The organism is Deltaproteobacteria bacterium, from assembly GCA_016219225.1.
In the GTDB taxonomy this organism is placed as follows: Bacteria; Desulfobacterota; RBG-13-43-22; order RBG-13-43-22; family RBG-13-43-22; genus RBG-13-43-22.
Window position 1 is genome coordinate 18,102 of sequence record JACRBX010000193.1, and the last position, 20,505, is coordinate 38,606.

Below are 20,505 nucleotides of genomic sequence, written 5' to 3' on the forward strand. Positions count from 1 at the left end.
AAAAACTTCTGGGGTCTGTATTTTATTTTGTATTAAACCCTCATTCCCCAGGGGTACCATAAAGCATGAAAAACCGAATATCGAATAACGAATGTCGAAGGAAGGCAAAAAACCGTATCAGTTTAGCTTTTTGAAAAAACGTCGATAACCTCTCCGTCATTCCGGTGAAAACCGGAATCCAGGTTCTTTTCGTCTCAGCATAACGTCTGGATTCCGGTGCCTGCCCCGGACCTGATCCGGGGTTCACCGGAATGACGTGTGCGAAAGTCAAGATTTTCAAGTAAAAGTTTCAAGTTTTTCATAGGCTAAATTGTTACAAAAAACCACTAACTTCATGATTCGAAATTCGATGTTCGAGATTCGATATTCGCGTTAATTATTTCCAACTAACCCCGGCCCCCGACCCCTGTATCAAGTCCCCTCACCGTCGTGCTAAAGGAACAGGGGGTAAACCCGATTGATAAAGACGTCCACAAGATTCAAACATGCCGAAATTGGTTTTGATCAGAGGGATGCCCAATTCTTCGGCCAATAGTATCGCCTCCGATTCGGGGACCTTGCCCCGGACAAAGGTAATCGCCGTGACATCAGCCATTTCAGCGGTTCTGATGGTTTGAAGATTTTTTAATCCGGTAAGGAGCATTGAACCTGGAGGCATATAGGCCAAAGCGTCACTCATTAAATCCATTGCTCCGCCATATTTAATCTCCAGGTCGAGATCGGTCTGTCGCGTTAGTACGGTCCCTTCTACTATTCTAACGACCTCTCTTAGCTTCACAGGTTTCACGCCTCCTATGGTCTGCCCTTAAATAAAAGCAAAAATCATACCAGCTTAGAATTATGATCAATCCTTTCCTGACCCGATCTCTTTTACCAGCCAATCACAGGCTCGCGGAATGGCCTCTTTGATCTCCGGGGAAAGGCCGGGGCGCACCGTTTCCGGAAGTTCCCTGGTCTGCACGACAAGGATCCGAATATCCACACCCGTTAAGCCCTGAAGCTCTTGAAGCTGAGCGAGAGAAGGAAACTGATGAAAAGGCCGACCGCTTTTTTTCCCTTCGGAGAATTGGGCCAGATCTATTTCGAAGAGCTCTCCGGATTTTTGACCAACACGGGAAATGGCATCGATTATGAAAACACGTTTCGGTTTGACCGGGAAAATCAGCAGGTCAAAAAGAAACTCCTGGAGGCTTGTCCCCATATCCTGGACCAAAACAGTCTCAGGAAGCTGGTAATGGGCTTCCAGGTATCCTATGACCTCCGGACCGAATCCATCATCACCAAAAAGGATATTGCCACATCCTAAAATTAATATCGGCTTTTTAAGAAGATCCTGCATCACATTTTTCTCCTGATTCTCTTTTACTCCGATAGATTCGTTATATTTCCATCGGCTTAAAAAATCAAAATAATTATTAGGGGGCTGTTTGGGCGATTATAGTTGAAGGATTTCCCATGGAAGGTCATACGGGAGGTTATGGTCTTGAATGGCAGCCCGGCGGCAGAACCAAAACCTGAAGGCTTCGGACCGCCGACCTTGCGGAACATTTCGGTTGCTCTATAATTCCTACACTATTAAAGATGGATCGGGACACGCTCCAATTGGGGGCTTAGTTGTTGATAGGCCTGATGATAAGCCCGGCGGATTTTGTTTATGTTGGTGGAAAACAAAAGGCCGAAACTCATAAAAGATCGGTAAAGGGAGCCCCCCTTGAGATCGATGACCAATTCAATGGGCAGAAGACCTTCCGGGAGTTTTTCTTTAATACCGTCCCGAAGCTGCTCCCAGGCAGGGGAAAGGCGCTTCTTCTCTTCCTGGAGATAATTCAAAAAAGGGACCACCACCAGATCCACCTTCTCTTTTAGGGGCTGTAAAAACTCCGGCCGGTCGCTGCCCTGAATCACCTCAACCCCCAGGCGGGATAAAAAGCTGGCGATAAACTTTTGGTAGGCCTCGGTGGCGTTTCCAGGAATCAGGGCCACCTTCCGCACACCCCGGAATTTCCAGGCCGGCCCGAATTGTTTCTGGACCTGTTCCAAAAAATTTTCCGACAGCCATTGGCGATGATTGTCCATCCGCGTCTTGGCCCTCTTAAGAAGCCTTCTTCCGTAGTAGCGCAGGTAACTGTAATAAAGATCCAGCTTGATCACCCGTTTTAGAATGGCCTTCCAGGAATAAAAAGAGATCAGGGCCTGGTAAGCCGTTTCTTGTAATTCTTCTCCGGTCATGGACCGGGGTTGGAAAACCACGTGGGTGCCGTCATAGAGTTCCCAGTTGCGGGTCAGAAGACGGTTCTCCTTTTCCAGGGACTGAAAGGTTTCCGTTCCCGGCAGGGGAGTGAGCATCATGAATTGAGCCGAGTCCACCCGGTTTTTAATGGAAAAACGAACCGTCTCCCGGATGGTTTCCGGGGTATCCTCATCCGCTCCGACAATAAACATCCCGTGGATATGAATCCCATGGCGATGAAAGGCCTTGATGGCCTTACTCATAGTAGCTTCGTCCTGTTTTTTTCGGTAGGCCTTCAAAACCTGGGCACTGGCACTTTCAAAGCCGATATAAACACCCCAGCATCTGGTTTCCCTGAGCAGTTCCAGAAATTCCGGATCCAAAGCCGATTCGGCGCGAACCTGGGTACTCCACTCGGGGTGATTACCTTCTGCCTTCATACGGCGAAGGACTTCTTTGGCCCTGTTGGGGTTGGCGGCAAAATTATCATCACAGAAAAAAAGGTGGTTGGCTTGAGCGGCATTAGCGTGAATCTCTTCCATGATCAGATCGATAGACCGGGTCCGGTATCCCCGGCCGAACATGGTAACCACGGAACAGAATTTACAGGCATAGGGACAGCCCCGGGAAGTTGCCACAGGAACTACAGCCTGGCAGGAGTTCCAGCCTTTGATCAAAGAAAAATCCGGTATCGGCAGGGTATTCAGGTCCTGAATCAAAGGGCGGTCGGTATTGTGCTTTGGCCGGCCATCTTCCCAGTAAGATAACCCTACGATTCCATCAAGGCTCTTTCCCCCTTGTAAAGCAGGCAGCAGTTCAGTCAGGGTTTCTTCTCCTTCCCCTCGAACCACGAACTCACCATGATGCAGGGCTTCCTCCGGTAGAAAAGTAACGTGGGGGCCACCAAAAATAACCTTTTTCCCTTGTTCTTTGGCTTGGTCCCCTAATAAAAAGGCCCTGGGGATGGTACTGGTTATGGAGGAAATACAAACCGCATCAGCCCAGCGCAAGTCCTCTCCGGTGGTCGAACCGGAGATTTCCTCGACCAGGACTCTGGCCTCATACCCCTGACTCCGCAGCATGGTGCCCAGGAGGATGGTCCCTAAACGGGGAATGCGGGCCCGGCTGAAGACATGTTCGGCTGGGGAACGGGGTTCTATCAATAATACGCGGTCTATGGCCTTTTCTTTCATACGGATCACTTTCTTATGGAGATTTTTACTTTTCAATGGTACCTTTGGCCCTTGAAAAAGTAAAGTTAAAAATAGGGGCCGATTTTTAATCGCCCTGAATTTTATTAAACAGAAGGGAAGTTATGATCATTCGTACTCTTGAACATCTTGAGGTTAAGGCTACCCGCTACCGGGCCCATGATGGCGGAATCGCCCACATGATCCTGGATACCCGGCACCTGCAGACCATAATGTTTTTAGCTCACGCTTTTATACCCCCTGGGGAACGGCTGAGCGGTCATATTGATCCTATGGAGGAGATCTATATCGTCCAGACCGGCCGGGGCCGGATGCAGGTAGGCGAAGAGATACAATCGGTAGGACCTGGGGACGCTATCCACATTGCCATCGGCCTATATCACGAGCTGACGAATACTGGAGAAGAAGCAATGACCATCCTGGTGGTTGCCGGACTGATCCCGGGGTGATAGCCCTCATGGCCGGCGGGGTGCCACAAAACATGTAAATATCGAATATCGAATATCGAATTATGAATGTCGAAGGAAGGTGGAAAGGCGCCTTCGCCTGTTATTAATGGTTTTCTCCGAACTCCGAACTCTTAACTCCGAACTTTTTTCCCATGCTAAACATTCACACCACTCCCAACTTTTCTCTTCAACAAATTGGCCGCTATCAGCAAAGGGTCCCAAACCGGACTGTATGGGGGCGCATAGGCCAGATCCAACCGGGAGATCTCTTCCAGGGTCATTCCCTGGTAGAGGGCCACAGCCAGGGTATTGATCTTGCGGGCCTCTCCGTCCCAGCCCACCCAATTTCCTCCGAGGATCCGGCCGGTCGCCTGATCGGCCACGATTTTTAAAAGGGAAGTTTTTGCCCCGGGATAGAAGCTGACCCGGGAAGAACCTTCGACCACCTGGCTGACTACCGAAAAACCGATCTTCTTGGCCCGGTCTTCATTGATTCCGGCCATACCGATTTCCAGGCCGAAGACCTTGACGCAGGCTGCCCCGATGATTCCATGAAATTCCACCTGGCCACCCACGGCATTTTCTCCCGCCACCCTGCCCTCTTTATTGGCTATATCCCCCAGAGGGGCCAGGACCGGTTGCCCGGTCACCCGGTTGAGTTTTTCACAACAATCTCCGGCGGTAAAAATATCAGGATCATTGGTCTCCATGCGGCTGTTGGCCTCGATCCCGCCGGATGGGCCAATGTGGATCCCGGCCTCGCGGGCCATTTCCGAATTGGGCATAACGCCTACTCCGACAAAAAAAAGATCGGCCGGGAAGGTCCCCTGATCGGTCACTAAATGATTGGCCCGCTGCCCATCGCCTTCGAAGGACCTTGGTTGGATCTGACCAAGGTAGCGGACGCCATGATCTTCCAGTTCCTTAACGATGATCGGCCCCACCTCCGGTTCCAATCCGCCGTAGGGGAATCGGCCCCGGTAGAGAAGGGTTGTTTCGATTCCCCTTTCCCGTAAGGCCTCGGCCATTTCCAGGGAGATATAGCCGGCGCCGATAATCACCGCCCGGCGTGGCCTTACCTCATCCAGAAAATTTCGGATCCGAATCCCATCGGACATTTCTTTTAAAGTGAAAATATTTGGGGCCCTTTCCCCCGGGATTCCCAACCATCGGGAACGGGCCCCAGTGGCCAGAATCAGGCGGTCGTAAGGCAGTAAAAATTCCTCTCCCCTTTCCAGGACGGCAACCCGGACCTCTTTCCGGGCCCGGTCAATGGCCAGAACCTGGTGCCTGAGTTTGACCTCTATTTGCTGTTTGGTCCGAAATTCTTCCGGAGACCTGGCAATCAATTCCTTATGGTCATGGATTACATCCCCGATGTAATAGGGAAGTTCTCAGGCCCCATAGGAAACAAACTCCCCTTGCTCCAACAGGGTAATGGCAGCATCAGGATCCTTTCTCCGGGCCGTGCTGGCCGCCGTCGGTCCGGCCGCCGATCCCCCAACGATAACCAGATTGAGTCTATCAGCCAACCGCTACCACCTCCTCACCACGAAAATAGAGTTTTGAGTTCGGAGTTCGGAGTAAATTATTTTCATGTTCTGTGTTGCCCCTCTCACTCCGAACTCCAAACTCCGAACTATTTCTTCACATACCCTGCCGGGATCTCAAAGGTTTCATTTTTCCTCCTCTTATAATAAATCTGAAAGGGGAACCAGCCGCACCCTGTCCCGCAAATCAGGCATTTTTTCTTTTATGGCCTGAAGCGTCTGCGGGTATGGATGGCCACAGGCTACAGCCAAACCCCGTTCCTGGGCTAAACGGATCAATTCTTCCAACTGCTGTCCGATAGCCATCTTTTCCGAAACATGATCTAAAAAAATATCCCGCCGAATGGCCTTGACGCCCACCAGGGAAGCCGCCGAAAGGACGGCAGATTGCGGCGTGGTCCGACTGTCTAAAAAAAAGAGTTTCCTCCCCTTGATCGTCTTTAACACCACGGCCATCTTATCCCGGTCTTCGGTAAAACGGGACCCCATATGATTATTAACCCCGGTTATCTGCGGAAAAGCATCCAGATCTTTTTCCAGGATTTTTTGAATTTCCCCATCGGTCATACTGGTCAATAAGGCTCCCGGGCCGGGATCGGTTTCCGGATAGGCCTTGGGTTCCATCGGCAGGTGGAGCAAGGTTTCTTTGCCCTTCTGGAAGGCCTGGTTGGCCATTTCCCTGGCAAAGGGGGCTTGGGGCAAAAAGGACAGGGTTAATGGGATATCCAAATCGATAAAGTCTAAGGCCATTTGTTTCTGGTAACCCAGATCATCAATAACAATGGCCACCTTCGGCAAATCCCTCCCGGGTGAAGGAGGAGGTCCTCCGGAGGGTTCGGTTTTAGGGGTGGGACTGATTTCTTTATAAACTCTTTCTTCAAAAAGGGGGAGGGATGCGGTCGGAGGGCTTTTCTCCTGTTTAAAGGAATGCCAGACATACCCAGCCCCAAAGGCCAAGGCCAGACCAACTACCCAAACAACTAACTGAAGGCCTCTCCCTCTTTTAGGTTTGGCTGGATGTGAGGATTTTGGCCCGGGCACCAGAGACCGTTAAGGGGCCGAGTTCTTAAAAATCTGTGAAAACACCCCCCAGCTTTTCAACAATTGAAGGGCACTGGTTAATTGAGGATCCTCCCCATTATCTCCGAGGGCCTTTTTTACATCTAACTGCGGAGGTTCAGGAACGGATTCTTTCCCTTTGCCTTCCTCCTGCATATGTCTTTCCAAATCTTTTTCACGAAGGAATTTGGGCTCCTTTTCCAAGGGTTCCCCTTTTTTCAAAGGTTTTCCCTTGATCAGGATATCGGGGATGATACCTTTGGCCTGGATGGAACGGCCGCTGGGGGTATAATAACGGGCCGTGGTTAATTTTATCCCTGAATTGTCATCCAGAGGGATAATGGTTTGCACCGAACCCTTACCGAAAGTGGGAGCCCCTAAAACAATGGCCCTTTTCTGATCCTGCAGGGCCCCGGCCACGATTTCCGAAGCACTGGCACTTCCTTCATTGACTAAAACCACCAAAGGGAAATTACGCTTGACCTTATTGGGATGGGCATAAAATTTTAAATTCTGTTCTTTGAGTCTTCCCTGGGTATAGACGATCAGACCCGATTCCAGAAATTCATCGGCCACTTTCACCGCCTCGTTAAGTAATCCGCCGGGATCATTCCTTAGATCCAGAATCAATCCCTTCAGCCCCCCCTTGGAGGATTCTAATTTTTTCAGATGGCTTTGAACGTCATCGTCGGTTTTTTCCTGGAAGGTGCTGATCCGGACATAACCGTAGCCTTCCTCGAGCATCTTGGACTTGACACTTTTGATAGGGATGACTTCCCGGACGATCGAATATTTATTGGGTTCCTTGGCCCCCTCGTGGAGGATCGTCAGGTTGACCTTGGTCCCTTTGGCCCCCCGGATCATTCGAACGGCATCATTCAACGTCATATTCTTGGTGCTCTTTTCCTCAATTTGCAGGATTTTGTCCCCGGGGAGCAAACCGGCCTTGTCGGCCGGGGTCCCTTCAATCGGGGAAACCACCGTCAAGATCCCATCCTTTAAAGTGATTTCAATTCCAATCCCACTGAAAATTCCGGATGTTTCAATTTCCAGGTCTTTAAATTCCTCGGGGGAGAGAAAAGTAGAGTGGGGATCCAGGGTGTTCATCATCCCCCGGATGGCCCCATAAATCAGTTCCTTGGAATCTTTTTCCTCCACGTACTTCTTTTGGATTTCATTCAATGCCTCGCTGAAGAGTTTGATCTTTGGAAAGGTCTTTTCTACATCGGCGGCATTAATACCCTCCCTGGGATTATCCGTCAAAATGAAAAAGGTCATGACTAAAAGGATCCACCCCAAATAACGCGCCTTACTGCTTCCTCTCATAATTCCCCCAAGGTTTCATAAATATATATTCTTCCCCCCGGCAATTGGCTGAAGGGTTCAGAAATTCCAAAATTTTTCTCCCGAAGTTTTTAGTTCGGAGTTGAGACTTTGAACTATTAGACTTTTACTCCGAACTCCAGATTCATCACTCCAAACTATATTACCACGTTCCCATGGCCTTTAACAAGCTGGAATGGGCCAGGTTGTAAGTATATAGGGCCTGATAGGTGTTATTCTTGGCCTGGGTCAACAAAGTCTGGGCATCCAGGACTTCCAGGGAAGTCGTCACCTGCTCCCGGTATCGAACCTGATTGATCCTGAAATTTTCCTCAGCTTGCTGGATGGCCTTCTCCGCCACCTCGATATTCTTTTCCGATTCCCTTAAAGAAAGATAGGCTTCCTTCACCTCCAGGCGGATAAGGTCCTTGATCTGGATCAAGGCCTCTTTGACCTGTTCCCTTTGTTTAATCCGTTCCTGGACTAAATAGTGGGTCCGTCCCCATTCCCAGAAATTCCATTTCATGGTGGCCGAAACATCCCAGTTATCGGATTCAACAAAGGGACTTCCGGCCACGAAGGGACTGTCCCCCTGTTTTTTAAATCGGCCCTGTAAACCAACTTGGGGGAAATATTCACTTTCAGCCAGCTCGATATTTTTTCGGGCCATCTCGATCTGGGTTTCAATCTCCTTAATTTCAGGTCTTTTTTTAAGGGCTTCGGTCTGGCAGACCTCCAGAGAATTCTGGAAGGGATGATACTTTAATACGTCCTGGACCTCCGTCTCTTTTTCAATGGGAATCCGTAATAAGGTGTTAAAATTGGACTGGGCGAATAAAAGGTTGTGTTCGGCCCGTATCAAATTCTGTCGGGCATCGGCCAATTGGACCTCGGACTTCAGCAAATCATTCAAGGGGATCAAACCGGCGTCATAAAAATTTTGAGCTACCCGCACATGGTCGGTAATTTGCAAGACCGTCTGCTCGGCCACCAATCGAACTTTCAGGGCTTTTAAGATGTTCCAATAAGCTCCTTTGACTTTATAGGCCAGAGCAACCCTTTCTTGTTCAAACTTTATTCTCGAGACATCCAAACCTAACCCGGCCAGTTCATAGGCCCGGGTCAAGGCCATCCCGGTAAAGACCGGTTGTTCCAGGGAAACATAGAAGGCGTAATTGTTTTGAGATCCGATGGTTAAACGGGATTCCGGGACCAGGCCGCCATTTTGGGCCGGAATCGTAATGGTTTGGGCCTGGTTGAGATAGGTATAGCCATATTGCGTGCCTAACTTGGGCAGGAATCCGGTCCGGGCCTGCTTTTTCTTAAATTCCGCCCCCAGGATGGCTTCCTGGGCCGCCCGTAACTGCGGGCTTTCTTTAAAGGCTCGCTCAATACTTTCATCCAGGCCGAAAACCCCGGAGTTGGGTTCGGCCCAGATCGGCAAGGCCCAGACGAGGACAACCATCCCTATCGCCCCCACCCTGGACAGACATTTCCCTGCTGAAGTCTTCAACTTTCTCATATTTTATGCTCTTGATCCCATAAATTACCATTATAAGCCGTTCATTATTAAGTCAAGATATTTCTGTATTTTTTTCCATCTTAAATTCCAATAGGGTCAGAATACGGAAAAGGCATATTCCCTTAAAAAGGTGCCATCCAGAAAGAGCCGGGCTTTCCATGGTCCGATGAACTTCCCTTCCGTAGGCAGGATGTCCAGCAAACCTTTCTTGAAAGTTAACCAGGCCCAGGAGTTATAGTTCGGGGCGTTGAGAGGGACATCAATCTTGAAGCGGGTGGTCTCCTGAATCCCTTTATCCGGCCTGACCCAAAGCACCTTGACCTCATGGGCCCCTGTCAGACCGGTCCAGACGGTATACAGATAAATCTTATCGGATTTAGAAAATGACGAAGCAGGAATCAGCCGCGTCAGGTCTTTGGTCAGAATGGAATGGAAGGCCGGTTCCTGGGTCTGGGCCAAAGCCAGGGGCGAACACCAGATCCCGATGATCAGGAATGCCCAGCAGATCCATGGTCTATTATGGATTCTCTTTGTTTTCGCGTTCAAAAATCTCTTTAATATAATAAATGGGTTTCCCTTGGGATTCATGATAGGTCCGGACCTGAAGTTCGCCTAAAAGACCCATGCTGATAAATTGAATACCTATAAAAATCAAAAGGATAGCCAAAAGGAGGATGGGTCGGTTGGCCAGGGGAATAGCGAAAAAAAGCCGCTGAATGGTTAGATAGGCCGCCAGACCCAAACCGACCAGCCCGGAAAAAAACCCCCAAAGACCAAAAACATGAATCGGACGGGTGGAATAGGTCAGCAAAAACTTGACTGTTATCAAATCCAGGACGACTCGAATAGTCCGGGAGATGCCATACTTGGAGCGGCCGAATTTCCTGGATCGGTGGTTGACCGGTATTTCGGCAATGGTTACCCCGATCCAACTGGCAATAGCCGGGATAAAGCGGTGCATCTCTCCATACAAGCGGATGTGTTTGGCCACATCCTTCTTAAAGGCCTTCAAGGTACATCCGTAATCGTGGAGATTCACTCCGGTGACCCAGGAGATGATTTTGTTGGCAATCATGGAGGGAAGTCGTCTGGAAAGGAAAGGATCCTGACGCTTTTCCCGCCAGCCGCTGACCAGGTCATAACCTTCCTTTATTTTTTTTACCAGGGACGGGATGTCTCTTGGATCATTTTGCAGATCTCCGTCCATGGTTATAATGATGTCTCCTTCGGCCAGATCAAACCCGGCTGAAAGGGCAGCGGTTTGGCCGAAATTCTTCCTTAGACGGACCACTTTCAGAAAATTCCATTGAGAAACCGCTTCCTTCAGAATATTAAAGGTCTCATCCAGACTGCCGTCATCCACACATAAAATCTCATAAGAATATTCAGAAGGCTCCAGAACCTCTTTCAATTCCTTTAAGAGGATGGGGATATTTTTTGCCTCATTAAAAACAGGTATAATAACGCTCAGGTCCAAATCAACCTCTTCCGGTATTTAATAGTGTGTGTAAGATTAGGAGTATCCGCCTGAAAAATCAAGAATTATTTTAAAGAATCCTTATTTTCAGCTTTCGCCGGTTGTTTTCACTTTTATCAGGCAAGGAGACCATAGGGCCGGTAATTTTTCCTTTTTTCCTTGACTCTTATTTCCGCCCTACTTTATACTCCTTTCAGTTAAAAGCAAGTTTTTATCAAGTTAACCTTAACGACCGAAAACTTATGGACCCGAGCCCTCCAGACTCGCATAATTTAATTTATATTAAAAAAATTAAAGGGATAAATCGATTCATCCCCACTCCGGGGAAGTCGGACGGTTATGAACGAACGGGGATACCTACTGCTTCAGGAAACCATCGAGCGGCTATTGCGCCGCAATGCCTATTTCCATCTGAACAAGGTCCTCAAGAAAACACACCCGGCCGATATTGCCCATCTCTTAACGCTGCTTAACGAACGTTCCGCCCGCAGCGTCTTCGAACACCTCCCGGATAAAGAAATAGCCGCCAACGTCCTGTCGGAATTGGAACCCGGATTCCGCAGTGGGTTTCTGCAGGAACTGGAAGTCAGCCGCCTGGTTGAAATTCTCTCTGTCATGGCCGATGACGACGCGGCCGATCTCCTGGCCGACCTGCCGGAAGAACGCCGCCAGGAAATCCTGGGACTTTTGTCAGCCGAACACACCGAAGAGGTATCTGAACTACTGGCCTATGCCGAAGGCACCGCCGGGCGGATCATGACCTCGGACTTCCTGGTCCTCCCCAAAACCCTGAGCGCCCAAAGTGCCATCCAGGAAGTCCGTAAGGCCGCGGAAAAAGAGATGGTCTTCTATTTGTACGTAACGGATGAAGAAGGCCACCTTTCCGGAGTCCTCTCCCTGCGCCAGCTCGTCACCGCCCCGGATTACACGCCCCTGGAAAAAATCATGACCGAGGATGTGGTAAAAGTGAATGTGACCACCGATCAGGAGGAGGTGGCCCGGCTGGTCTCCCGATACAATCTCCTGGCCATCCCGGTGGTGGACCACAGCAACCTTCTGGTGGGCATCATTACCGTGGACGATGTCATCGACGTCTTGCGAGAAGAGGCCACTGAAGATATGCTGAAGATGGCCGGCACCTCGGGAGAGGAAATCAGCTATTCTTCCGTCTGGAAGAACGCCAAGGCCCGGCTCCCCTGGTTATTCGCCTCCTGGATCGGGGGAATCATCGCCATGAATGTCATTGGGGCCTTCGGTGCCGGGTTTAGCCACCATATCGCCATATTTGCCATCCTGGCCACCTTTATCCCTGTCGTGAACGGGATGGGGGGGAATGTGGGGACACAGAGTTTATCGATCATCGTTCGTGGTCTGGCAACCGGGCGGGTCGACAGCAAGTCGATCGGGAGGGAAATTTTCAGGGAATCCAAGGTAGGCTTGCTGCTCGGGGTCACTTACGGTGTTTTGCTGGCACTGGCAGGAATGCTGTTCACCCGGGAGATTTACGTCGGGGTGGTTGCCGGGATCGCCATCTGCATCAACATGATCCTGGCCTCTGTTCTGGGCACCTTCCTCCCTTTGATTGCCGCTAAATTTAAAGTCGACCCGGCTGTAGCCTCCGGTCCTTTCATCGCCACCAGTATCGACGTATTCGGCGCCACAATCTTTTTCCTCATTGCCTATTTATTGATCATTTAAAGACTTCTTCGGGTGGGTTCCGTTATCACTCCACATTACATTATTCCTGCCCATGTAAAAACTCGTCATTCCCGCGCAGGCGGGAATCCAGGCCTTACGTAACCATTTAAAACTACTGGATTCCCGTTTTCACGAAGGAATGACGACAATGTGAGATCTCCTACTACTTACGAACTCATCAATTTCGTGTCTCTTGATGATTTTTCATCTTCAATGAAAAAAAGAAAAGGGGAAGGAACAAAAGACTTTCGACTACAAATACCCAAAAGACCTGGCCCCAGAAATGGGGCAGGGTATAATTCCTTTCCACATGAGGAAGAACCCACCAGGGGGAAATATAATAGGTCTCAGAAAAAGGCCATAACAAAGGAAACCCGAAAGGGGGGTTGGGATCTTCGGTAAAAAAATCCAGCACCAGATGAGAAAGGATCAATAAAAAAACAAGGCGGCTTATTTTAAACGCCGATTGCTTCCTGTTAATGAAGGGAGTCAGCGCCCCTGCCATCAAAGATAACCCAACGGCCATCCCCAGGCTATGAAAAAATCCATGATGAAAGCGACCGGGATTTCCCCAAAAAATCCCCGGCAGAAAATCCAGGTCAGGGGCCAGTGCCCCCACTATAACCAATCCATAAATTAAACAGGCCTTCATTCGGGAGGCGACCGGCCGGGGGTAAAAAAGGCTGAACAAACTCAAACCGACCAGGGTATGTCCATAAGGCGCGGCCATAGATAAAACCTTAAAGTTGGATACTGGATAATAGTTACTGGTTACTCGATACTGGTTACTGGATAAAACCTAACCAAAGCTATTTGAAATTTGGTGTTTAAACTGGTTCCCCAATATTTGATGACTATATAAGAACTCGTCATTCCCGCGCAGGCGGGAATCCAGGCTACGCATAACTTATTAATCCCGCCTTTGGCGGGACTGGATTCCCGTTTCCACAAGACGAAAATGGGCTCTTCTGGACTTTTCAGGAATCCATCAATATTATGGGACATCCTCTTTTATTGAGATTTTTCCTCCCTCGGACCTTTAAAATAGAAAAAGGCCCCCGGCAGGCCAATGAAGATGTTACCCAGATTGGAAGCGAACCCCAGGGTAAAAGCCACGGTGGTGGAAATCCCGAAAAAAGAAAACAGGGCAATGAATAACCCCTCCTGAATCCCGAAGCCGCTCAGAGAAACGGGTATCCTGGCAAAAAATTGGGCCAGGGGGATAATGAGAATCAGATAATAAAAGGGCACCTTAAGCCCCAGGGCCAGGACCAAAGCAAAAATAGTCAATATGGGCAACAACTGCTCCCCGAATGACCAGAGAAAAAATTTCCCCAAGGCCCTCGGGTGATGGCGATAGAGGACAAAAGAAGAAGAAATTTGTTGGATCTTGCCGGCCCCGGGCAGCCGGGCCAGGAGGTTTTTTAATATCGGGGGGCCCTCTCCTCGCATCAAGAGAACCAGGAAAAGAATCCCTCCCGAAAGAAAAAAGAGCAGGAGTAATAAGAGGACCCTGGGAAAATTCGGGACCAGGAAGTAGAACAGGGGAATGACCATAACAGCCATTAAGGCCGAAGAAAGAAATCCAAGGAATCTTTCCATGATAATGGACGAGATCACATCAATCCCAGTTTTTGTATTCTTGGAAAGTTCGTAAGCGCGAACGGCATCCCCCCCCCAGGGAGGTCGGCAATATATTCCCTAAAAAGGTTCCTTTGAAATAGACCATAATGAGTTTATTAAAAGAGCAGGGAATTTCCTTGACCTTAAGTAGAATTTTCCATTTGTAGGCCATGATCAGGCGATCGAAAAAATTCAATACGAAATATCCGATCAAATAAGGCCAGGCCAAATTCTTCATAAGGAGGGCCAATTCCTTCTGATTGATAAAGCGGAGCAGGAATAAAAGGAGGAGGAGACTGATCAGGAGCTTCCAGAAATAGGATTTCAGGTTGGATTTCATAAAAAGTTCGTGTGGGTCCGTGGCTAAAATTATCTATCTGATACTCGGGTTGCGGGTTGCGAGTTACGAATTGTTAGAGAAAAGATTAAGCTTTCTTAATACTACAGCGTATTTTTTACTAACGCGTCCCCTTAACCGTCATTCCGGCAAGCTTTAAGCCGGAATCCAGGGACTTTGGTTTCCTCTTTCTCTTGAAAAACCTGGATAGCTTTAAGTAAAAAACCGTCGATGCCAAAGCCCGAGATTCAACAAGGCCCAGAGGATATGGTTATGATTATGGGTCCTGGCCATATGTTCCTGGATAAGCCTTTGGATATAGGAATGGTTCATATACTCCCGGATGACCGGCGATTCATTTAAAACGGCGATCAGTGGCTCTTTAAGACCTTCCCGCAACCAGTTTTTAACCGGCAGGCTGTAGCCCTGCTTCCCCCGCCGGACGATTTGATCGGGGAGCAGACCTTCCAGGGCTTTTCTAAAAATGGCCTTGGTCTGGAAGCCTTTCAATTTCCAGTCTCCGGGCAGACCGGCAGTAAACTCCACGAAGCGATGATCCAGGAAGGGGACCCGTATCTCCAGGGCATGGGCCATACTCATCTTGTCCACCTTCATCAGGACCGAATCCGGCATGGTGAATCGCAGATCCAGATAAATCTCTTCATCGATCCGTTGTTTAAATACCTGTCCGGACCGGAGCTCCCGGAGAGGAGCAAAGGGGTCCATTTGAACCTGTCTTTTGAAAAGGTCCGTATATAAAAGCCTGTCCTGGTCCGAAGAAGAAAAGTATTGCCAGCGCAGATGCCCCCCATCCAAAGGCAGGTGAGAGCCTTCCACAAATCGTTTTAATATATTAACGGCCCCTTTTTTCTGAGGCTGGTCCGGGAGCCTTTCCACCAGGGGGTAAACCACCTTTTCCCGGAAGAGGCTGGGCAGCAGTCGGTAATAGGCATCGGCTTTGCTGGCCTTAAACCGGTCATAACCGGCGAAGATCTCATCGCCCCCTTCTCCGGAGAGGCAGACCGTCACATATTTTCTGGCCTCCCGGCAGACCAGGTAAAGCGGTATGGCCGAAAGATCGGTCATAGGTTCATCGAGATGCCAGACCGCCTCTTCCAGGTCTTTCAAGGTAACTTCCGGGATCATCAAAACGGTATGATCGGTTTCAAAACGTTCGGCTACCAGTTGGGCATAAGGCAGTTCGCTGAAAGAAGGATCCGGATAACCGATGGAAAAGGTCCTCAAGGGGTTGACACCCAGCTCCCGCATGAGGGCCACCAGGGTGCTGGAATCCAGTCCGCCTGATAAAAAGACCCCGAGAGGGACATCGCTGATCAGATGCATCCGCACCGTCTCCTTAAGGAGGGCCCGCATTTCTTCCACCGCCTCTTCCTGGGTGCGGGCATTGGGCGTAAAAGAAAGATCCCAATAGGCCTTCTCTTCAATCCCTCTGGGGGAATAAAAAAGAAAATGGCCCGGCCGGAGTTTATAAATCCCCTCAAACATAGTCAAAGGGCTGGGAACGAACTCGAAACCCAAATAATAATAAAGACCCTGTAAATTTACCCCCCGCTCCACCTCCGGGATCTTCAGCAGGGCCTTGATCTCCGAAGCAAAGGCAAATCTTCCATTCCGGTAAGCGTAATAGACCGGCTTGATGCCCAAACGATCCCGGGCCACCAGCAGGCTTTGATTTTTCCGGTCCCAGAGGGCAAAACCGAACATGCCCTGCAGCTCGGTCAGACAATCCTTCCCCCACTCTTCATAAGCATGGAGAATGACCTCCGAATCGGAATGGCCTTTGAATCGATGTCCTTTTTTCTCCAAGGAGGCCCTTAATTCAAGAAAATTATAGATCTCCCCGTTAAAAACCAACTGCAGGGTTCCATCTTCATTGGCCATAGGTTGATGCCCCTGCTCGGAGAGGTCAATAATGGACAAACGACGAAAGCCTAAGGTCACCCCTTCTTCGGTAAAAATCCCTTCCTGGTCCGGCCCCCGATGTTCCAGGATTCGGCACAGTTTTTCTCCAAGGGAGCGATCGGACCAGTTAAAACCTACAATACCGCACATATATTAGTACCTTTTAGTTCGAAAATAGAAAAATTCAGGCTATAGGCACGAGGCTATAGGCGAATAAAAACCCATAAACCCGTTTAATCTTGCCCATCGCCTATTGCCCATAGCCCATAGCCCTAAAAAATATTTTCATCGTTCGTGGCACCCGCCCCGGGCACGAAGGTTTAGTTCGAAAATGCGAATATGGAATTTTCTTTAATGGCCTTCCTGTAAGGACAAACGGAATATCCGGTCGTAGGTCTTGATATTGGCGTTCCAGGAAAAGACGTCTTCCACCCTTTTCTGATTTTTTAACCCGATAGCCTTGGCCTGTTTCAGGTCTGACAGGGTGGCGACTATTTTATCGGCCAGATCAAGGGGGTCTCCGGATCGGGCGAAGATGCCGTTTTCCCCCAAAAACTTCCGATTATTGGGACCTTCAAAACAGACAATCGGCAAGGCCGCCCCCATATAGTTGATGATCTTTCCACTGGCCTCTCCGGCTTCGTCCAATTTCGGGTCTACCGCCAGATCCGCCAAATAGAGATAGGAGGGCAATTGGAAATAATCCACCTGCCCGACGAAGAGCACCTTATCTCCGACCCCCAGGGATTCCACAAAGGCCTTGGATTCCTCAACCGGGTAGCCAACAATGACAAAGAAGCAATCCGGGTTTTTCTTAAGGACCTCTGGTATGGCCTGCCAGAGGTAATCGATCCCTTTGGATTTGAGTAAGGCCCCGGTATAAAGGACGATCGGCTTTTGCGGATCGAGGCCCAGTTTTTTCCTTAAATCCGGATCGACTGTCTTGGGATCAAAAAAATCGCCATGGACCCCGTCAATAACCGTATCTACCCGATCCGGAGAAAGATGCATCTGCTTAACCATAAAGTCCGATACCGAGACATTGCTGCCCACGGTGTATTCCGGCATTCTGGAAATCCAGCGCTCCAGGGCGGCAAAGGTCTTTTGCAGTAAAGAGCCTTCCTTAAAAAACGAATAGGTGATTAATTCCCTGGTCAAACTCCCCTGGGCATCGAAGACCAGGGGGACCTTCCGGAAACTGAATTTGCGCACGAAATGGCCTATAATGGCCCCTTCATGAAGGTGTCCGTGGATGATATCCGGTTTTTCCCGCCAGAAAACCCGCAGGCTTTTAAAAAACAGCAGGGCATCAATATAAAATTTGTGCCAGGAAGAGCCTGCCTCCAACTTATGATACCAGGGAATCTTCATGGTCCGCTCGGTTTTGATCCCGGGGATGTCTCTCCCGAGAGGATAGGTGCATAAAATAATATCATATCCCAGGTTCTGGAGGGCTCGGATCTCCCCTAAAATCCGCATATGACAGCCCCGATCGGCGAAAAACGGCGTGGGGGCGATCATCAAAATTTTTAATGGGCCTTTTTGAATAGCTTCCATACATTCTTTCTCTGTGGATCTGAGAGCTTATCTCTCAGCCGTAGATATTGTTGCGGGTCATGAGATGCTGGGTGATAGAGGATGGTCTGCTCGTAATGCCCAACTCGTAACTCGTAATTCGTAATTCCTAACTCGTAATTCGTGATTGGTTAGATTTTAACGATATCCTGTTATATTTTCCTTAACAAAGGTCTTTAAATATTCCCTGGGCACACCGGAAAAGGTCTTTCTCCGGGGACGATCGCACGGCCGGCAGGGTGAAAGAAGCGCATATTGATGATCCCTTATTTTTGCCCGCAAGGCCAGCATCTCAGGACCATTCCAGATTTCCTGGAAAGTTTGTAGATTAAGATCCCCCATAATCATCCGACCAAAAAAATCCTGGGGACAGGGTCCCACCCTTCCGTCCCAATAGATAATAAAGGCATACCAGGGGAAAGTACAAGTAAAAAGATCCCTGGGGTGATCCAGGGAGGCTTCCAAAGAAATGGGGACCGCCCCGCCCCAATTGTGGGGTTGGCGAAAAACAACCCGGTTTAATCCTAAAGATTTTAAAGAGGAAATAAATGCTTTCAGCTCAGGCCCCGGAGGACTTTCATTAACACCCATCATCTGTAACACGGTCAGGGGCTTACTTTTATGGCTTTCCTCTTTCAAGGCCAGGAATTGTTTAATATTTCCGAGGGTGGTTTCAAATTTTGCCGGATAACGGTTTTTTTCATAAACAGCGGCCTGATAGCCGTCAAAAGAAAAAGACAGGACTTCCAATCCGATCGTTAAGATCCGTTGGCTCAGGGGACCCGTAAGGATTGTGGCGTTGGTGTGGATCCTGCAGGGGATTCCCCGGCCCTGAGCATAATCAATCATCTCGATCAAATGGGGATGAAGCAGGGGCTCTCCCCGATGAAAGAGGTTCAGATCATAGACTTCCCGGGGAATTTGGTCAATAATTTTTTTGAACAACTCCAGGGGCATATAACCCTTTTCCCCTTTGGGCAGTGATTGATTGGGACAAAGAGGGCACTTCAGGTTGCAGTGATCGGTCAATTCGATCCAGATTCTCGAGGGGGGATAGGTCAGGGTGGTTTCCCCTTTTCGGAAGGCTTGCCAAATCCTGTACAGCCGCTTCAATCCTTTATAGGTAGCCATGATCCAGGTACCATTGATAGGTACGGGTAAGCCCCTCGGTCAAACCGATTTTGGGGTTATACCCCAACTCCCTTCTGGCCTTCTCAATGGTAAATGCCCTGTTCTGTCGATACCAGTCCGCCCGGCGGCGAAAGATCGGCGGGGTAATTCTTAAAGGTTTACAGACCACCTCACAGAGAAAAGAGGCCAGGAAGAGGGGCCAGAAAGGAAAGTGGGGGATCTTGACCTCCCGCCCCATGACCCCGGCTACGGCCTTGACCAGATCCTCAATAGCAATGTAGTCTTCATCGGCAATCAGATAGGCCTGTCCCAGGACCCCCTCTTTTTCCATGGCCAGCTCAAAGGCATCACTTAAGTTGTCGATATAGAGGGGGTGGTAGGTAATCCGGCCTGTCCCGAACATGGGAAAAATACCGGTCTTGACCCGCCGGTAGATCATTAAAAACCGTTCCGGATCCCCTGGGCCATAGATGGCCGTAGGGCGGAGGATCACCGAAGGCAGGCCCTTTTGAACATACTCCTGGACCACCTTTTCCCCTTCCCATTTGGTATACTGATAATAATCCTTCGGGGCGATAGGGGCGCTTTCGTCAGCCGGAGGGTTCTTGATATGTCCATGGACCCCTTCGGTGCTGCAGTAGATGAACCGTTGGACCCCTTGCTTTAAAGAGGTCTCCAGGAGATTTCTGGTCCCATCGACATTGACCTCCCAATAGACCTTGTGGGGCAGGTCCACTCCCCGGAAGGCCGCCGCCACATGGAAGACCACCTCGTTTCCGGCTACAGATCGATCCATCATAGTCTTATCGGTTACGCTACCCAGGGATATTCGGGCCCCGAGCTGTTCCAGTTCATCCCAGAATAGCCCCTTGGAATTATCCACCACTGAGACCTCATGGCCCCGTTCAAGGAGTCTTCGAACTAAATGACTGCCGGTAAAACCGGTTCCCCCGGTTACCAGACATCGGGTTTTTTGCACACAACCTCCTGAAAATAAAAAGTTAGGACGCAGATTTTCGCCGATTCCCGCAGATAATTCTTTTCCTTTAAAAATCCTGGCAATCTGCACGATCGGCCCTCTGCCGATCCGAGTTCACCCGCGTCAAAAAAAATTCCTAAACCCCAAACTCGTATAAAAATAACTAAAAAATTATAACAAAAAATTCCTTGAAATTCAAACAGATAATTCCAGCTTAGCGGTCGAATGGATGCGGGGCTGAATCACCGAAAGCTTTCTTGGCCCTCGGTCAGGGGAGTTTTGAAAAGCCAGAAAATTCTTATCAGACGGTATCGATAACCAGAATTTCCTCCTTGGACAAGCGCTGAGAACGCCGATGGTGGCCGATTAAATTCAACAGTTCATTCAGGACGACGTTTTCGCGCTCATTTTTCTGCGA

General features: G+C 49.3%; 19 protein-coding genes. 2 read left to right on the top strand and 17 right to left on the bottom strand.

Features of this window, described 5'->3' with window-relative positions; translation table 11 throughout:
- Positions 1-421: 421 nt before the first annotated feature.
- The 3 genes from HY879_16545 to HY879_16555 form a co-directional block, all read right to left on the bottom strand.
- Positions 422-778 carry a transcriptional regulator gene (locus HY879_16545; GenBank protein MBI5604950.1) on the bottom strand — a complete coding sequence of 119 codons (357 nt, stop codon included), beginning with the start codon at positions 776-778 and terminating at the stop codon, positions 422-424.
- A gap of 66 nt (positions 779-844) precedes the next feature.
- Positions 845-1,342 (bottom strand): hydrogenase maturation protease, encoded by a 498-nt coding sequence (locus HY879_16550; GenBank protein ID MBI5604951.1) that lies wholly within the window; start codon positions 1,340-1,342, stop codon positions 845-847.
- 233 nt (positions 1,343-1,575) lie between these two features.
- A complete protein-coding gene (locus HY879_16555; protein MBI5604952.1) occupies positions 1,576-3,423 on the bottom strand; it encodes a radical SAM protein in 1,848 nt (615 codons plus the stop codon).
- Between the two features lie 122 nt (positions 3,424-3,545).
- On the opposite strand from HY879_16555, the gene HY879_16560 reads away from it, so the two are divergent.
- On the top strand, positions 3,546-3,890 hold the full coding sequence (locus tag HY879_16560; GenBank protein MBI5604953.1) for a cupin domain-containing protein: 345 nt from the start codon (positions 3,546-3,548) through the stop codon (positions 3,888-3,890).
- 155 nt (positions 3,891-4,045) lie between these two features.
- On the opposite strand, the gene HY879_16565 is transcribed toward HY879_16560, so the two are convergent.
- From HY879_16565 to HY879_16595, 7 genes are all read right to left on the bottom strand, one after another.
- A complete protein-coding gene (locus tag HY879_16565) occupies positions 4,046-5,239 on the bottom strand; it encodes an FAD-dependent oxidoreductase (protein MBI5604954.1) in 1,194 nt (397 codons plus the stop codon).
- Between the two features lie 45 nt (positions 5,240-5,284).
- A complete protein-coding gene (locus HY879_16570) occupies positions 5,285-5,422 on the bottom strand; it encodes a hypothetical protein (protein MBI5604955.1) in 138 nt (45 codons plus the stop codon).
- Positions 5,423-5,581: 159 nt separating this feature from the next.
- The gene (locus HY879_16575; GenBank protein ID MBI5604956.1) at positions 5,582-6,229 is read right to left on the bottom strand and encodes a divergent polysaccharide deacetylase family protein; all 648 of its coding nucleotides are present in this window, start codon (positions 6,227-6,229) and stop codon (positions 5,582-5,584) included.
- Between the two features lie 261 nt (positions 6,230-6,490).
- Positions 6,491-7,825, bottom strand: coding sequence for a S41 family peptidase (locus tag HY879_16580; GenBank protein MBI5604957.1), 1,335 nt, complete (start codon positions 7,823-7,825; stop codon positions 6,491-6,493).
- A gap of 160 nt (positions 7,826-7,985) precedes the next feature.
- The gene (locus HY879_16585; GenBank protein MBI5604958.1) at positions 7,986-9,344 is read right to left on the bottom strand and encodes a TolC family protein; all 1,359 of its coding nucleotides are present in this window, start codon (positions 9,342-9,344) and stop codon (positions 7,986-7,988) included.
- Between the two features lie 96 nt (positions 9,345-9,440).
- Complete coding sequence (locus HY879_16590) at positions 9,441-9,890, bottom strand: hypothetical protein (GenBank protein MBI5604959.1); 450 nt, start codon at positions 9,888-9,890, stop codon at positions 9,441-9,443.
- A complete protein-coding gene (locus HY879_16595; protein ID MBI5604960.1) occupies positions 9,862-10,821 on the bottom strand; it encodes a glycosyltransferase family 2 protein in 960 nt (319 codons plus the stop codon). Before HY879_16595 ends, HY879_16590 begins: the two co-directional genes overlap by 29 nt.
- Before the next feature lie 339 nt (positions 10,822-11,160).
- Between HY879_16595 and mgtE the strand changes: the two genes are divergently transcribed.
- Entirely contained in the window at positions 11,161-12,519 is a 1,359-nt protein-coding gene (gene mgtE, locus HY879_16600; GenBank protein MBI5604961.1) for a magnesium transporter, read from the top strand.
- Positions 12,520-12,697: 178 nt separating this feature from the next.
- On the opposite strand, the gene HY879_16605 is transcribed toward mgtE, so the two are convergent.
- From HY879_16605 to HY879_16635, 7 genes are all read right to left on the bottom strand, one after another.
- Positions 12,698-13,249: a metal-dependent hydrolase gene (locus tag HY879_16605; protein MBI5604962.1), complete on the bottom strand. Its 552-nt coding sequence runs from the start codon at positions 13,247-13,249 to the stop codon at positions 12,698-12,700.
- A gap of 281 nt (positions 13,250-13,530) precedes the next feature.
- A complete protein-coding gene (locus HY879_16610) occupies positions 13,531-14,217 on the bottom strand; it encodes a flippase-like domain-containing protein (GenBank protein ID MBI5604963.1) in 687 nt (228 codons plus the stop codon).
- Positions 14,141-14,482, bottom strand: coding sequence for a flippase-like domain-containing protein (locus tag HY879_16615; GenBank protein ID MBI5604964.1), 342 nt, complete (start codon positions 14,480-14,482; stop codon positions 14,141-14,143). The genes HY879_16610 and HY879_16615 overlap by 77 nt, the downstream gene beginning before the upstream one ends.
- Before the next feature lie 210 nt (positions 14,483-14,692).
- Positions 14,693-16,552 (bottom strand): asparagine synthase (glutamine-hydrolyzing), encoded by a 1,860-nt coding sequence (gene asnB, locus HY879_16620; GenBank protein MBI5604965.1) that lies wholly within the window; start codon positions 16,550-16,552, stop codon positions 14,693-14,695.
- 201 nt (positions 16,553-16,753) lie between these two features.
- Entirely contained in the window at positions 16,754-17,959 is a 1,206-nt protein-coding gene (locus tag HY879_16625; protein ID MBI5604966.1) for a glycosyltransferase family 4 protein, read from the bottom strand.
- A gap of 156 nt (positions 17,960-18,115) precedes the next feature.
- Positions 18,116-19,108 (bottom strand): SPASM domain-containing protein, encoded by a 993-nt coding sequence (locus tag HY879_16630; GenBank protein ID MBI5604967.1) that lies wholly within the window; start codon positions 19,106-19,108, stop codon positions 18,116-18,118.
- Positions 19,095-20,087: an NAD(P)-dependent oxidoreductase gene (locus tag HY879_16635; protein MBI5604968.1), complete on the bottom strand. Its 993-nt coding sequence runs from the start codon at positions 20,085-20,087 to the stop codon at positions 19,095-19,097. Before HY879_16635 ends, HY879_16630 begins: the two co-directional genes overlap by 14 nt.
- Between the last annotated feature and the right edge of the window lie 418 nt (positions 20,088-20,505).